At 60.3% G+C, this 13,415-nt stretch carries 16 protein-coding genes; 10 read left to right on the plus strand and 6 right to left on the minus strand.

The features are described from left to right. Positions 1 to 262 precede the first annotated feature (262 nt). The 5 genes from CB0205_RS0104460 (at position 263) to CB0205_RS0104480 (ending at position 3,371) form a co-directional block, all read left to right on the plus strand. Entirely contained in the window at positions 263 to 781 is a 519-nt protein-coding gene (locus CB0205_RS0104460; RefSeq protein ID WP_010314789.1) for a phycocyanin subunit beta, read from the plus strand. Between the two features lie 39 nt (positions 782 to 820). Continuing rightward, the gene (gene cpcA, locus CB0205_RS0104465) at positions 821 to 1,309 is read left to right on the plus strand and encodes a phycocyanin subunit alpha (RefSeq protein WP_010314791.1); all 489 of its coding nucleotides are present in this window, start codon (positions 821 to 823) and stop codon (positions 1,307 to 1,309) included. Positions 1,310 to 1,412: 103 nt separating this feature from the next. Continuing rightward, on the plus strand, positions 1,413 to 2,210 hold the full coding sequence (locus tag CB0205_RS0104470; protein WP_156797817.1) for a HEAT repeat domain-containing protein: 798 nt from the start codon (positions 1,413 to 1,415) through the stop codon (positions 2,208 to 2,210). 14 nt (positions 2,211 to 2,224) lie between these two features. Next, positions 2,225 to 2,896, plus strand: a complete 672-nt coding sequence (locus tag CB0205_RS0104475; protein WP_043705439.1) for a HEAT repeat domain-containing protein — start codon at positions 2,225 to 2,227, stop codon at positions 2,894 to 2,896. Further along, positions 2,889 to 3,371 carry a low molecular weight protein-tyrosine-phosphatase gene (locus tag CB0205_RS0104480; protein ID WP_010314797.1) on the plus strand — a complete coding sequence of 161 codons (483 nt, stop codon included), beginning with the start codon at positions 2,889 to 2,891 and terminating at the stop codon, positions 3,369 to 3,371. The genes CB0205_RS0104475 and CB0205_RS0104480 overlap by 8 nt, the downstream gene beginning before the upstream one ends. Here the strand turns inward: CB0205_RS0104480 and CB0205_RS0104485 are convergent. Both CB0205_RS0104485 and CB0205_RS0104490 read right to left on the minus strand, forming a co-directional pair. Beyond that, positions 3,368 to 4,924, minus strand: coding sequence for a bifunctional pantoate--beta-alanine ligase/(d)CMP kinase (locus tag CB0205_RS0104485; RefSeq protein ID WP_010314799.1), 1,557 nt, complete (start codon positions 4,922 to 4,924; stop codon positions 3,368 to 3,370). The two genes, CB0205_RS0104480 and CB0205_RS0104485, sit on opposite strands and share 4 nt — an antisense overlap. 17 nt (positions 4,925 to 4,941) lie before the next feature. Then, a complete protein-coding gene (locus CB0205_RS0104490; protein WP_010314801.1) occupies positions 4,942 to 5,442 on the minus strand; it encodes a septal ring lytic transglycosylase RlpA family protein in 501 nt (166 codons plus the stop codon). A 386-nt stretch (positions 5,443 to 5,828) separates the two neighbouring features. Here CB0205_RS0104490 and purM point away from each other — a divergent pair, with 386 nt between their 5' ends. Together purM and CB0205_RS0104500 are read left to right on the plus strand one after the other, a co-directional pair. Continuing rightward, positions 5,829 to 6,863 (plus strand): phosphoribosylformylglycinamidine cyclo-ligase, encoded by a 1,035-nt coding sequence (purM, locus tag CB0205_RS0104495; RefSeq protein WP_010314803.1) that lies wholly within the window; start codon positions 5,829 to 5,831, stop codon positions 6,861 to 6,863. Positions 6,864 to 7,039: 176 nt separating this feature from the next. Further along, positions 7,040 to 7,732, plus strand: coding sequence for a 2-hydroxyacyl-CoA dehydratase (locus tag CB0205_RS0104500; protein ID WP_050778426.1), 693 nt, complete (start codon positions 7,040 to 7,042; stop codon positions 7,730 to 7,732). Between the two features lie 4 nt (positions 7,733 to 7,736). Here CB0205_RS0104500 and CB0205_RS0104505 read toward each other — a convergent pair whose 3' ends face one another. Continuing rightward, complete coding sequence (locus CB0205_RS0104505; RefSeq protein WP_029626110.1) at positions 7,737 to 8,705, minus strand: aldo/keto reductase; 969 nt, start codon at positions 8,703 to 8,705, stop codon at positions 7,737 to 7,739. A gap of 25 nt (positions 8,706 to 8,730) precedes the next feature. Here CB0205_RS0104505 and CB0205_RS15840 point away from each other — a divergent pair, with 25 nt between their 5' ends. The 3 genes from CB0205_RS15840 (at position 8,731) to CB0205_RS0104520 (ending at position 10,985) form a co-directional block, all read left to right on the plus strand. Continuing rightward, the gene (locus tag CB0205_RS15840) at positions 8,731 to 8,904 is read left to right on the plus strand and encodes a hypothetical protein (protein ID WP_010314810.1); all 174 of its coding nucleotides are present in this window, start codon (positions 8,731 to 8,733) and stop codon (positions 8,902 to 8,904) included. 2 nt (positions 8,905 to 8,906) lie between these two features. Continuing rightward, entirely contained in the window at positions 8,907 to 9,395 is a 489-nt protein-coding gene (locus tag CB0205_RS0104515) for a hypothetical protein (protein ID WP_198001903.1), read from the plus strand. Positions 9,396 to 9,638: 243 nt separating this feature from the next. After that, a complete protein-coding gene (locus CB0205_RS0104520) occupies positions 9,639 to 10,985 on the plus strand; it encodes a hypothetical protein (protein ID WP_232197239.1) in 1,347 nt (448 codons plus the stop codon). 104 nt (positions 10,986 to 11,089) lie between these two features. Here the strand turns inward: CB0205_RS0104520 and CB0205_RS0104525 are convergent, their stop codons facing one another. The 3 genes from CB0205_RS0104525 to CB0205_RS0104545 form a co-directional block, all read right to left on the minus strand. After that, positions 11,090 to 11,278: a hypothetical protein gene (locus tag CB0205_RS0104525; protein WP_010311765.1), complete on the minus strand. Its 189-nt coding sequence runs from the start codon at positions 11,276 to 11,278 to the stop codon at positions 11,090 to 11,092. Positions 11,279 to 11,606: 328 nt separating this feature from the next. Then, positions 11,607 to 12,185: a hypothetical protein gene (locus CB0205_RS0104540; RefSeq protein WP_232197240.1), complete on the minus strand. Its 579-nt coding sequence runs from the start codon at positions 12,183 to 12,185 to the stop codon at positions 11,607 to 11,609. A gap of 441 nt (positions 12,186 to 12,626) precedes the next feature. Then, positions 12,627 to 13,199 (minus strand): recombinase family protein, encoded by a 573-nt coding sequence (locus CB0205_RS0104545; RefSeq protein ID WP_010314827.1) that lies wholly within the window; start codon positions 13,197 to 13,199, stop codon positions 12,627 to 12,629. Positions 13,200 to 13,415 lie beyond the last annotated feature (216 nt).

Raw genomic sequence — 13,415 nt, forward strand, 5'->3', positions numbered from 1 at the left:
GAGTCCACTGACAAACGACGGGGTCGACCGTAAAGGGCCTGAAGGGGGGCAGGCGGAAAACCCCATGGAGCTCAAGAACTTGTCATGCCGCGTCACCACTGCTCAGTCGCACAGGGGTGGTTAAACATTATGAACGCCTTCGCGGGTGTGCACTTGGCTGTGGCGACAATTCACTCCGACGGGATGCGGTATGCCTCCCGGCAGACCCATCCATAGCGTCTGCAGTCCCCTCCCTCAGACGAAGCCAAAAAGGAGTTAACTCATGTTCGACGCCTTCACCAAGGTTGTCGCCCAGGCCGACGCCCGGGGCCAATTCATCGGCGCCGGTGAGCTTGATGCTCTGGCCGCCATGGTTTCCGACAGCAACAAGCGTCTGGATGCCGTCAACCGCATCACCAGCAACGCCTCCACCATCGTGTCGGCCGCTGCTCGCCAGCTGTTCGCTCAGCAGCCCGCTCTGATTGCTCCTGGCGGCAATGCCTACACCTCCCGCCGCATGGCTGCTTGCCTGCGCGACATGGAGATCATCCTTCGCTACGTCACCTACTCGATCTTCACCGGCGACGCTTCCGTGATGGAAGACCGCTGCCTGAACGGTCTGCGTGAGACCTACCTGGCCCTCGGCACCCCCGGCGCTTCCGTAGCCGCTGGCGTGAACCTGATGAAGGAAGCCGCCATCTCCATCGCTAATGACAAGGCCGGCATCACCCAAGGTGATTGCACCGCCCTCATGAGCGAGATCGGCACCTACTTCGACCGTGCTGCTGCCGCTGTTGCCTGATCCGGCACCAGTTCACGTCCACCCCTCTCTTTCTCCGTCATGAAGACGCCTCTCACCGAAGCCGTTGCCGCTGCTGATTCCCAGGGCCGTTTCCTGGGTAACACCGAAATCCAAGGCGCTTTCGGTCGTTTCAACCGCGCTAAGGCTGGCCTCGAGGCCGCCAAGGCTCTGACCGCTAAGGCCGACACCCTGGTGAACGGCGCAGCCCAGGCTGTGTACTCCAAGTTCCCCTACACCACCCAAATGCAGGGTCCCGCCTACGCCGCTACGGCAGAAGGCAAGGCCAAGTGCTCCCGCGACATCGGTTACTACCTGCGCATGGTGACCTACTGCCTCGTGGCAGGTGGCACCGGCCCCATGGATGACTACCTGATCGCTGGTCTCGACGAGATCAACCGCACCTTCGAACTGTCCCCCTCCTGGTACGTCGAAGCTCTGAACTACATCAAGGCCAACCACGGTCTGAGCGGTGAGGCTGCAACCGAAGCCAACAACTACTTCGACTACGCCATCAACGCCCTGATCTGATCAGCGCGCGATTGGCCCTCAAGACCCCCCAGTCGGGGGGTCTTTCTTTTTGTCTTGCGTTTCCGAGCGGGTTATGTCAGCTCCCTCCTCACCAACCTTTGAGATGGCAGATCCCATCGATGAAGCGGAGGCTTTGCGGCGGTTGAGGGCGACCGATGACCCCTCTGCTCAGTACTACGCCGCCTGGTGGTTAGGTCGTCACCGCAGTCAGCATCCAGATACGCTCCCGTTGTTGCTGGCTGCCATGCGTCAGCGGCGGGCACGCGCGCTCGGTGATGGCGTGGAGGAGAACGCCGTCGCCCGCAACGCCACCCGTGCCGTCGGCAAGTTGGGCCCGTCCGCGAGCGAGGCGATTCCAGTTCTCCTCGAATTGCTGGATGATCCTGATTACGGCTTGAGGGAAGCTGCCGCCCGCTCCCTGGGTGAACTTAGAGCCAAGGTGGCGCTGCCGGCCCTGGTTGCTCGATTGAGATCGGGTCCGAACGTGGCAGGGGCCCGGGCCTCGAATTCTGCCAATTTGCTCGAGCCTTGTGAGGCTCTCCTGGAAGCCATCGGTGATCTGGGTTCTTCAGATGATGAGGTCATTGAAGTTCTGGAGTCCTTCTTGGCCCATGAGCGTCCTGTCGTTCAAAGTTCGGCGTGCCGGTCACTGCTCCAACTCACCCAAGAGCCCCGCTGGGGTGAGCGACTGAAGACTCTGTTATTGCACCCCCAGTTGCAGGTCAGGCGCGCTGCATTGATGGACCTAGGAGCGACGGGTTGGCGTCCCGCGACCCAGGCGATTGCTGCCACCCTGGCTGAAAACAGCCTCAAACTCATCGCCTTAAAGGGCTTGGTTGAGTCTGCGCCAAGTGACGGTCTCGATGAGGAGATTTTCGACGTGATGGATGGGTTGCTCTGATGGTGCCTGACGTCATGGACTCCCAAACGTCCGTTGAACAACGGATTGCCAACGTTCAATCGGCTGATTCCGCGGATGCTCTCTTAAGTGCCGTTGAGCACTTGGCTGAAGCGAAGCACCCCTCGGCCACAGCCTGTTTGTTGGAAATTCTTGGTTTCAACAATCCAGGTGCGGCAGTGGCGGCGGTTGATGGTCTGATTGCCATTGGAGAACCGGCTGTGGAGCCGATTCTTGCTTCGCTGGGTACCAACAACTACGGCGCGCGGGCATGGTCGGTTCGTGCCCTCGCCGGGATTGCTGACCCCCGTGGCCTTGAGGTGCTCGAGCGGGCCTTGGCGACGGATATTGGACCTTCCGTTCGGCGCGCTGCGGCGTCGGGCCTCGGGCGGCTTGATCTGAGATCCCTGCCTGACGATCAGGCCTCGGGCCTGGCGGAGAGGTGCCTGCAGGCATTGCTTGCGGCCTGTGGGGACGGGGAGTGGATCGTTCGCTATGCCGTCGTCGTCGGTTTAGAAGGGCTGGCGCTCCATCATTTTGAACGGGTTTCAGGCCTCAACTTTGAGGCACTGAGGGAGGCCTTGGTTGGCCTCGCCTCAGGATCGGACGCGCTCACGCCCGTCGTGGTTCAAAGGCGTTCGGCCTTGGCTCTGCATCGCATTGATCACTCTGGAGGTTTCCATGGCTGAACAACGATTGCTCTTTGTCTGCCTCGGCAACATCTGCCGTTCACCTGCTGCCGAGGGGGTCTTTCTGCATCTGATCGCCCAAGCGGGTCTGGAGGACCGCTTCGTGGTCGACAGTGCCGGCACCGGCGGCTGGCACGTCGGTCACCCAGCGGACCGGCGTATGCGCGCCGCCGCCGAGCGCCGCGGCATTCACCTCCCCAGCCGCGCCCGCCAGATCGAGTTGGCCGACTTCAGCAGTTTTGATCGCATCCTGACGATGGATGACGACAACCTGCAGGCCGTTCGCGCCCTCGCGGCGGAGCTGGGCTCCCGCCCCGGTTTGGCCCTGGTGGAACCGATGACCAGCCATTGCCGCCGCTTTGGCGATCAGGAAGTCCCTGATCCCTATTACGGCGGTGAGCAGGGCTTTGAGCACGTCCTTGATCTGCTCGAGGACGCCTGTTCAGGCTTGCTGGAGACCCTGACGCGGGACTAGTTGGGGTCTGGCCAGGCGTCGTGGGGAACGCGCTCGCGGAACAGATCCACGAGCCGCTGAATCACCGCGTCGATGGCCAGGCCATCGGTGATCAGCTCAAGGGCATCCTCCGCTTGGGTCAGGGGGGCCACGGCCCGGGTGGAGTCCAGGTGATCGCGCTCGGCAATCTGCGCTTCCAGATCCGCCCGTTCCGGCACCTCAAAACCACGCTCTTCCAGATCGAGGGCCCGGCGCCGGGCCCGCTCGCTCACGGTGGCGGTCAGAAAGACCTTGAGTTCGGCATCTGGGAACACGGCCGTGCCGATGTCGCGGCCTTCCGCCACTAGGCCGCCGCGCGCGCCCATCGCCTGTTGCTGCTGGGTCAGGGCCTCGCGCACGCAGCCGTGGGCTGCAACGACAGAGACCTGGGCCGTCACCTCCGGGGAGCGGATCGCATCGGTGACATCCACGCCATTGACGCTCACCCGTTGACCACTGGAGGTGCTGCTCAGCTGCAGATCGAGATCGGCCAGGAGAGGAGCGACCTCCTCAGCCTTGCTGGGGTCGACAGCGCGGTCCCGCACCAACCAGGTCACGGCGCGATACATCGCCCCGGTGTCCAGATAGATCAGCCCCAGCCGTTCGGCAAAGGCTCGGGTCACGGTGCTTTTGCCGGCGCCGGCAGGGCCATCGATGGCAACGATTGGGGCTCGGCTCATGAGAAAGACGTGGTCAATCAGTCGGCTGGGGCCGCAGTGGGCAGCTGCCGCCAGCAGGGTCAGTCCCACCAGACGGGGTTGGGCCTGGAGGCTCTGGGGCTTCAGCGCCTCCACATAGTCCACCACCATGCCGGCCTCCTCCAGGGCCCGTTGGACCTCCGCTTGCACTGGCGCGAGCTCGAGCTCCGGCTGCCCGAGGCAGCGCTGGGCGGCTCTCTGCAGCGCCTGGGGCAGGGCGGAGGCGCGCTGGCGCTCGTCGCTGGAGAGGTAGCGATTGCGGGAGCTCATGGCCAAGCCATCGGCCTCGCGCAGGGTGGGGCAACCCCAGACCTGAACCGGCAAGCCCAAATCCTGGACGACGCTCTTGAGGATCTGCAGTTGCTGCCAGTCCTTCTCGCCCAGCAGCAGAACCTGGGGGCGGATCAGGGCCAGCAGGCGCACGACGACCGTGGCCACCCCATCGAAATGTCCGGCCCGGTGTCGGCCGCAGAGTCCCGCTTGCAGCGAAGGCCGCGGTTGTACGCGGGTGAGTTCACACTCCCCCTCGGGATAGACCTCTTCCACACTGGGTGCGAAAAGGGCGTCGGCTCCGGCTTGCTGGGCGATCTTCAGATCAGCGTCTAGGCAGCGCGGGTAGCGGGCGAAGTCCTCGTTGGGGCCGAACTGCAGCGGGTTGACGAACACGCTGGTCAGCACCAGTGGGTTGCAATCCACTGGGGTTGGCTGCTTGGCCCGGCGGATCAGGCTGGCGTGGCCCCCATGCAAGGCCCCCATCGTGGGGACGCAGCACAGCGCGCGATCACCGCAGGCCCGGCGCCAGGCCTCGAGTTCGGCGCGGGTTCGCAGCAGCTGCACAGCGAAGGGTTGAATCCCTACTGAGCTTGCAGCACCTCAAGCTTCACCTGGGCGATACCGCTGGAGATCAGACCCAGCTGACTGGCGGCACCGTGGGCGAGATCGATGACCCGGCGGCCATGGAAGGGGCCTCGGTCGTTGATGCGAACGATGGCGCTGCGGCCGTTCCAGAGGTTGGTCACGCGGACCTTGGTGCCGAAGGGCAGGGTCCGGTGCGCTGCGGTCAAGGTGCCGGGGCGGAAGAGTTCGCCGTTGGCGGTGCGATTGCCGTAGAAACCGGGGCCGTACCAACTGGCCTCACCGGTGCTGACGGAGCGAACCGCGATCGGAAGAGCCGGTGCGGCGGGCTTCCTCAGGGTTTCGGACTCAGCTCCTGGGGTCTCGACGTTGCGCAGGGCAACGGACTTGGCCGCTGGGATCTCAGGGATCGCAGGGCTCTTGGTGGCCAAGACCGGATTGGCGTTGCTGCTGCCGGAGAGCAGGAGTGCGAATCCGCCGAGTAGAGAAAGACGACGCATAACAACCGGAACACCTAGTCGCGAAGCGGCGACTGGTTGGATTGCAACTCGATGGAATCAGCGTCAAAAACGCGAGGTTTCTGTAGCTGATGCGCTGAGGTGTTCCTTGGAACTGAGAAGGTCTGGCAAAAGTTAGTCGGACTTGCATCAACGTTCCCTGATATTTCGAACTGGTCGTATTCATCAGGATTGGCAATCTCACTGGGAAACACTCTTCCCGCCTGGGTTGAGCGACAACGCACTGCGACTCTCTAATCAGCAGGAGTCATGGCTTTCATCAGTGCGACTGATTGAAATGTGGTGCAATTTTGGAATTGTCCACTTGTTTTTGGGTCTTGGGGGTGGCTGACGGGGCAGGATCAGAGAAGTGATCGGCCGTCTAGGGCATGGACTACCGCACCGCTGGCGTTGATGTGGTGGCTGGGCGCGCCTTTGTGGAGCGCATCCGCTCGAGTGTTGAGTCCACCCGCCGACCTGAGGTGGTCGGCGGCCTGGGCGGGTTTGGCGGGCTCTGCCGAATTCCTGAAGGGATCAAAAAGCCCCTGTTGGTCTCCGGGACCGACGGCGTCGGCACCAAGTTGGAGTTGGCCCAGGCCCACGGCCGTCACCACGGCGTCGGCATCGATCTGGTCGCCATGTGCGTCAACGATGTGGTGACCAGCGGCGCCCAGCCCCTGTTTTTCCTGGACTACATCGCCACCGGAAAGCTCACGCCTGAAGCGATGGCGGAAGTGGTGGAGGGCATTGCCGATGGCTGTCGCCAGAGCGGCTGTGCCCTGTTGGGGGGTGAGACCGCAGAGATGCCTGGCTTTTACGGCCCTGGTCGCTACGACCTCGCCGGTTTTTGTGTGGCTGTCGTCGATGAGGATGACCTGATTGATGGCAGCCGCGTCCAGGCCGGTGATCGCATCGTTGCTGTGGCCAGCAGCGGTGTGCACAGCAACGGCTTCAGCCTGGTGCGCCGCATCCTCGAGGCCCATGGAGTGACCGCTTCCACCCCGCTGGAGGGGGCTGGCCTGCCGGTTCTCGATGCCCTGCTGGAGCCGACCGTGCTCTACCCGGCACTGGTGCAGCGGCTCCTCCAGGACGGGTTGGCGCTCCACGGCATGGCACACATCACGGGGGGCGGGCTTCCGGAGAACCTCCCGCGGACCCTGCCTGCCGGTGTCCATGGCCGCATTGACCCGGGGAGCTGGGAGCGCCCCGCGCTCTTCCGCTGGCTGCAGGAGAAGGGCGAGGTCCCAGAGCGGGATCTTTGGAACACCTTCAACTTGGGGGTGGGGCTAGCGCTTGTGCTGCCTGAGGCTCAAGTGGAGCGGGCGATCGCGGTCTGCCAGGAGGCGGGGCACCGCGCCTGGCTGCTCGGCAGTGTTGAGGCCGGCGAGGCTGGGGCAGAGCCCTTGGCGGGTTTGCCGTATTGAACCGGCGGCCTGGACCTGCCAAATTGCTTCAGTCATGCACGAACAAGGCACCTTCTCCTGAGTTGTTGCCTAGGTTCCGCGCAAGCTGTCTTGTGGTTGTTCCGTAATTCAGTTCTATTGGCCGTTGTTCAGATTTCTTTCTGTTCAAGGTTCTGTTGTTTATAGGGTTGTTTGAGATGTCTTTCAACGCGCAATCTTCTGCTGCATTTGTAGGTAACTCCGGGCGAATCACCCGCCGCCGCAGCTCCGCTGGACCGGTTGCCCCCAATCGTCCCCTGCGCCGCGAGCCCTACTCAGGTCGCAGCAATGTCCGGCCCACCTTTTTGACCCTGAGGGACCACGGCAAGGTCTTTGTTGCTGACCTCCCTCGCCTCTCCGATGGCCAGCTCGCCCATGTGGGCAAGGAAGCCAAGGAGGTGATGGAGAGCCTCTGCCGGCGCCTTGAGGAACTCGATCAACAGCTCAGCCTCAACCCCCAGGAGCAGGAGACGCGCATTCGTGCGGCCACCAAGCGGGATGTCACGGATCGCTTCATCCGTGCCGTTGAGGAGGAGCAGGAGCAGCGCCGGACCAACCCGGCCCTGAAGGCTGCAGCTGGCGAATCCTTGGCCCGCGCCTTCCTGGAGATCGCCCGGCACCGTCTGCCTGGTGCCACCTTTGATTCGCTGCTGCAGGAGGCGCTCTCCGCCTGTGACGAGGGTGCATCTGAGCCTGAGGAGGTCACGCCGCCTGAGCCAGTCGCGCCTGAGCCCCCCCGGGCTCGTGTCGTGCCGATGGTCCGTCGGATCGAAACCCCCCAGGCACCGGAGCGTGAGCAGATGACCGTTGTGCTCACCCCCGATCCCTCCCCTGAAATGGGTGGTGACTAAGCGCTCAGGCGCTCTGAAAGGGATTGGCAGGCATGCGCGCGGCCGCGAGGGCATCGAGGCTGCGCCGTTCATCTCTGCTCAAGCTCCAGCTCCGGGCCGCCGCGGCTTGCTCAACTTGATCGCTGCTTCTGAGCCCGGGGATCGGCATGGCCCCATGGGCTCTGCACCAGTTCAAGGCCACAGCCCCTAAGCCCCCCGGCCTGCCGTTGGCGATCTCCTCCATGGTTTGGCGCAAGGGGGCCAGGGAGCTCTCGAGGCGGCGGAAGAGGCTGCCGCGGGTTCCTGGGGGCAGCGGTCTGGGGTCCCCAGCGCTGCGGCCCAGCAGGCCGAGGGCCAGGGGGCTGTAGGCAATGAGCTCAATGCCCAGCTCCTGGCAGGTGTCCACGATCCCCCCGTCTGCAAGGGGTTGTGGGGCCAGCAGCGAGAACTGCACCTGCAGGCTGCTGATGGGAATTCCTCGCTCTTGGAGTGTCCGGTGGATGGTTCGCAGCCGCTTGGGCCCCACGTTCGAGAGCCCCAGGCTGGGGACCGCTCCGCTCTCCACCAGGTCCGCCAGGCCATCGATCAGCGCCGGTTCCTGCCAGGGGGCGTAGCGCGCGGTGCTCCAGTGCAGCTGAACCCGTTTCATTTGGCCCTGCAGGCGCCGCTGGGAGGCGGAAAAGGCCCGGTCGTAGCCCCGCCGGCCCAGGCGCCAGGGGAAGGGGGCCAACTTGGTGGCAATGCAGAGCTGCTGGCGCTCGTCGGGGGTGGCGCGCATGGCGAATTGCCCCAGCAGCATCTCGCTGCGGCCATTCAGTCGGCCGGTCCCGTAGGAGTCCGCCGTATCGAAGAAGCGAAAGCCCAGTGCCAGGCAACGCTGAAAGGTTTGTTCCAGCCGAGCGTCGTCCCGCTGCGGGTCATAGCCCCAGAGGAACTGGTTGCCCCAGGCCCAGGTGCCAACGCCGATGCCCGGTTGGTCCGCCTCACTTGTCATGATCGAGCCATCGCGGACTTGCACTGTGCTGAATTCTCTGCCCAGCCCGGCTGCCCAGACCAGCGATTCGCCGCCCCTGGCTGAGGAGTCCGCGCCCGCGCGCCAGGAGCAGGATCCGGTGCTCTGCGGTCATTGCGGCCGCACGGCCAGCAATGGCTTGGTCTGTATTGGGATGTGCGTGGCGGATTCCGGCTATTGAGCGTGGCGCGTCTGCTGCTGGTGGCCCTTTGCCTCGGCGCCGCTGCTCCCGCGTTGGCGGCTGAGGAGAAGCAACAGGGTTTTGGGCGTTGGCAGGTGGAGCCCAGGCGTTGCGAATTGACCCTGTTTGGCCAGGCTCCAGGGCCCTGCAGCAGCGTGCGCCTGGATCAGCGCAACCCGTCGGTGCTGCGCTTCAGTTGGATGGCCCCTGTGCCCCAGCAGGACCTGCTCCAGGAGGTGAGTTTTGTGGGGGAGCGGGCGAGCTCTGGGCAGCCCCTGCGCTGCAGCGATGGTGTCTGCAAGCTCGATGGCTCCGTGCTGCTGCGCGTGCGCTTGTTGCGCCTCGCTCAGTTCAACCCCCGTGGTCTGGTGGTGGGCTTCCCGAAAACCTTCCCGGTGGCTGGCACCTGTGACATCGATGGCCCCCAGGCCCGTTGCGATGCGCAGACGCGATTCGGCGAACGCTGGTCAGCGGAAGCCGATCTGCCCTGACCCGCGAGGGCGATTCAAAGGCGGCACCCAGATTCGAACTGGAGAAAATTACAATATCTTCAATATTAGACGCCATATGTGGTGTCAAAAGCGCCAAGACGGCACTAAATCAAGGGTCAAGCACCCTTGCTCACCTTCCACTCACCTTCCAGTAGGGATAAAGTCAGTGCTTTGACCGCCTCCCAAAACTGGGGCAAAAGGAAGGTGAAATCAGGGTCACGACCTCTGCCAGAGAACTGGTCGGTGCTCAGCGTTTCCGACCTCGGCATCAAGGGGTCTTACCCCAACAATCTGAAGATTCGTAAAGTCGCACGCACGCAAAACCTCTCAGCGTCGTGGTTGCCCTCTTTGGAGGAAGACCATCGCCCTGACAAGGGGCGTGTAGGGAAGACAGGCAAGCGCGACCCTCTGCGTGGGTCTATGGGCACTCCTGACCCCTATGAGGCGGCAAAGAGGGCGGTGGAATGGGTTCAGGAACTCCAACGCTCAGCACGCATCCTCAAAGAGCAGCAGGAGGCGGAGCAGCAACACGCCCTGGAGATCTACTGGGAACGCTGGTATGCCCGTGAGAGCAGCAAGCGCAAGACCCAGCGGAACTTTGCCCGTTGGAGCAGGGACACCCGCCTGAAGTGGGATGGGCAGTCCTATGGGGTGAAGCACCAACCCTGGGCGCAGAAGTCAGTTGAGAAGATCACCGCTGCTGACTTTGCGGACTACTGGGCAGTGCTTGATGCCCGCAGGACTGCGACCAACGATATGGGCGGCACAAAGGCACAACAGAAAACGCTAATACGGGAACTGCTCAAGGAAGCACGATCTGACTTCCCACACCTATCGATTCCCGATTTCCCCTCCATTTCCAGGCAGGTCAAACAGGTTCAGCACCTGAAGCGATCTGAATGGGATCGACTAATGGGCAAGATTGTCGAACTTTCAGGCGGAGTAGCAAGGGCAGACCTCACACCCCAGCAATACAAGGCGCTGGAGTGGAAAGCAGCAAATCGCTTGAACCAGAGGAACTGGGTCGATCTCTACGACACTCTCAACCTGATGTGGTTCTTTTATCTACGGGCAGAAGACCTGCCCCGACTCCGAGCAGAATGGTTCCAAGATCACGGTGAAGAGATTATCTGTCTCCTGGAGCAGACCAAAGGAAACCGACCGCAACAACGCACAACTCACTACCGCCCTGATGCGATTGCCAACTGGAGAAGGATGAACCTCAGGCGACCAAAAGGGTTACTTGTATTTCCACACATCAAACGCTCTGAGTCGGATGTTTCAGGGACTCTCAAGAAGAATCTAAACGACCTGTTGAGGTATGTGCTCGACCAATGCGATCCGCCAATCCTATTTCAAGGGGTGACAATGACCAACATTCGCCATACGGCATTTCGCCTCACCCTTGAAGAAGTTCCTGAACTGGGTCGTCCTCCTGGGATCTATGCCTTTGCCCAAAACGGGATGACCTCAGCAGAAATGCTTCAGCGAACCTACCTGCGTTTCATCGAGGAAGAAGCAACCGCGAAGAGAGTAAGAACACAAATCAAACCTGGGCAATGGTCAATGGTGAAAAGAGTTTCGCCATAAGGATTTATCCACTCCCTTCCTGGTTGGATTTCTGGCGGGATTTTTTTGAACACGAATGGAATGCTTTGTAGGTTAGGTTCCCTGCTCACTTTTCAACTACCATCTCACTGACGCCCTTGGTCAATAGCGGCGAAGGTCTCCTGAACCTCCAGTTCCGCCAGGATGCGTTTCTGAATGTCCAACTCCCGCATCAGATAGTCGTAGGTTTCAGGGAGGTAGTGATCCAGTGACACCAGTTGATCCTCCAGGAACCGAATCTTGGAGAACACCTGCTGCTTACTTGAGTTGCCCATATGCTGCTTGAATTGCTTTCTTGAGAAACTGTTCTGGTTTCAGGCGGTTCCGCTTGGCGACCTCAAGAAGCATTTCGTATTCAACGGAGTCCAGGTAAATGGGTTTTGCCATCATCACGCCACCGTCTGCTTGTATTTTTCATACCACCTGTAGTGGGTCAGGAGGAAGTGGAGAGTTCCTGTTCTGGATCGCCTCAAGGACTTGGAAAGGGACTCAAACTCCTCAAAGGTTTCCTGGTGCTTGTTGCCAAAGAAGATATTGATGGATTTGCCTTCAGGGGATAAGGTTTGATTCATATGGTTTCTGATGTGACTACCTTCTTACTATTTAGTTTCTGGAGAACTGGAGATCAGAATTTTCAATGTCCAGCACCAGGTCTGAATCCTGATGGTGCCTGAAGCGGTAGTAATCCTTGAGGTTGTAGTTGGCGTGATGTTCGTGGATCCACGGTTTCAAGACAAACCCTTTGTTCTCCTTTGAGTTGCTGGTGGAGAACCGATAAAATCCTTTGGCAACTTGATTACGAACCAACCAATCTAAGCGAATCCAGGAGTCATAAGGTTCAGGGCATTCCTCAAGATGAAAGTGGGTGTGGAATGCGATCTTGAAGCGTGGATTTTTGGAATCTTGTGGATTGATACACACTGGTGCCTTTTCGTGAAACCAGATGATTCGTGGTCGCCCAGGAGGATTTGGAATCTTGGTTGGTTTCGTATTCAGGAGGGCACAGAAGAACTTGTTTCGGAAATGCCGTGCTTCCTTCACTGCTGTGGCGTAGTCAGTGATAAAGGGTTGCCATTGAATGCTGCCAAACCAGTGGGGTTGGAAGACCTCCTGGAATTGGTATTCAACGATTGCCTTATGGATTCTGGTGGGATCTTGATAGTTCTTGGAATCCAGTAGCAAATTCTGGATTTGGTGGTGTCCTGATTCAATCACCCGCTTCGCGTGTGATTGTTGCTCACTTCGTTCGCAACGGATTCTTGTGTAAGTCATAGTTGATTTGAGAGTTATGGTTTCGTTGAACTTCTTGTGACCACAAGGTCTTTGAGGGTTGAGAACCCTTATGAGTTCTTAGTCCTTATTCCTCTGTGGATTGGACTCTTCCCAGCAGATCCTTATTTTTCTCCTCGTTCCGCCACAAGACCTCTGCCTAATGGTTTTCGGATTTGATTGTCTCCAATAATTATATAGCGAACTTGATATTTTGGGAACCCCTTTCCGATTGAGTACCGCCTAAGACCGCGAGAAACACTTCACGGTTTCATATTTTTTAGTTGATTTCAGAAGGTTGTTGCCAGTTCTGGATATTTACCCTTGAGTTTCTATCAAGAGAAATCAGCGAAATCACTGTGCCTCACTGATGATTCGCCGAATCGTTGAAAGTGCCAGACCTGTCTGCTCTCTGATGGAGCGGTAGGAGCACCCCTCATCCCTCAACCGCAGCACAAGGCGTTCCTTTGCCTGGTTGGTCTTGGGTCTGCCGCCAAGTTTCCCACCCGCTTCCCGCCTGTGCTGAACGCTTTCCAGCGTCCTCTCACGGATCAATGACCGTTCCACCTCCGCCAGACCCGTCAGCAGTCCGATCAGAACAGGTGCGAACTTGCCCAGCGCCTTCGTATTGACCAGGTTGTCCAGAGTCCGAATGTGAATCCCACGCTCCTGGAGGTCGTGGAGGCGGTTGATGACGCTCCGCTGATCCCTGCCGAGGCGATCCAACTTCGCCACCACCAGTTCGTCTCCATCCACCAAGGCATTGAGTGCCGCCTGGAGTTGGGGGCGATCCTTCTCCGCTGTTCTGGTGCTGATGGTCTCTTGGAAGACCACGGCGCACCCTGCCGCTTTCAAGGCGGCGACCTGGGCATCGGTGGTCTGGTGGGTGGTTGAGCAGCGGGCGTAACCAACGCTTCTGGCGGTCACTGTTCCAAGAACGGTCGTTTCAGAAACTTTACCATCCGAACACTGTTTCTGGAACGCTCAGAACCCAGTGAATTGGGTTTTGGACGATGCTCTGGTTTCCGTTCGGTTTTTGGAACACCATTTCGCTAATGCATCCCCACCCCTTCCATCAACCACCACCACCGGCATATGGACGAAACAAGAAGCAGTGCTTTGCGCAGATTTAACTTACTGCTA

Source organism: Synechococcus sp. CB0205 (assembly GCF_000179255.1).
Classification (GTDB): Bacteria; Cyanobacteriota; Cyanobacteriia; order PCC-6307; family Cyanobiaceae; genus Vulcanococcus.

Excerpts from the sequence above, each read along its gene's own strand:
- CB0205_RS0104490 (WP_010314801.1), bottom strand. The coding sequence starts at position 5,442 with ATGCGTCGTCTTTCTCTACTCGGCGGATTCGCACTCCTGCTCTCCGGC.
- CB0205_RS0104460 (WP_010314789.1), top strand. The coding sequence starts at position 263 with ATGTTCGACGCCTTCACCAAGGTTGTCGCCCAGGCCGACGCCCGGGGC.
- CB0205_RS0104475 (WP_043705439.1), top strand. The coding sequence starts at position 2,225 with ATGGACTCCCAAACGTCCGTTGAACAACGGATTGCCAACGTTCAATCG.
- purM (WP_010314803.1), top strand. The coding sequence starts at position 5,829 with ATGGACTACCGCACCGCTGGCGTTGATGTGGTGGCTGGGCGCGCCTTT.
- cpcA (WP_010314791.1), top strand. The coding sequence starts at position 821 with ATGAAGACGCCTCTCACCGAAGCCGTTGCCGCTGCTGATTCCCAGGGC.
- CB0205_RS0104505 (WP_029626110.1), bottom strand. The coding sequence starts at position 8,705 with ATGACAAGTGAGGCGGACCAACCGGGCATCGGCGTTGGCACCTGGGCC.
- CB0205_RS0104525 (WP_010311765.1), bottom strand. The coding sequence starts at position 11,278 with ATGGGCAACTCAAGTAAGCAGCAGGTGTTCTCCAAGATTCGGTTCCTG.
- CB0205_RS0104500 (WP_050778426.1), top strand. The coding sequence starts at position 7,040 with ATGTCTTTCAACGCGCAATCTTCTGCTGCATTTGTAGGTAACTCCGGG.
- CB0205_RS0104480 (WP_010314797.1), top strand. The coding sequence starts at position 2,889 with ATGGCTGAACAACGATTGCTCTTTGTCTGCCTCGGCAACATCTGCCGT.
- CB0205_RS0104470 (WP_156797817.1), top strand. The coding sequence starts at position 1,413 with ATGGCAGATCCCATCGATGAAGCGGAGGCTTTGCGGCGGTTGAGGGCG.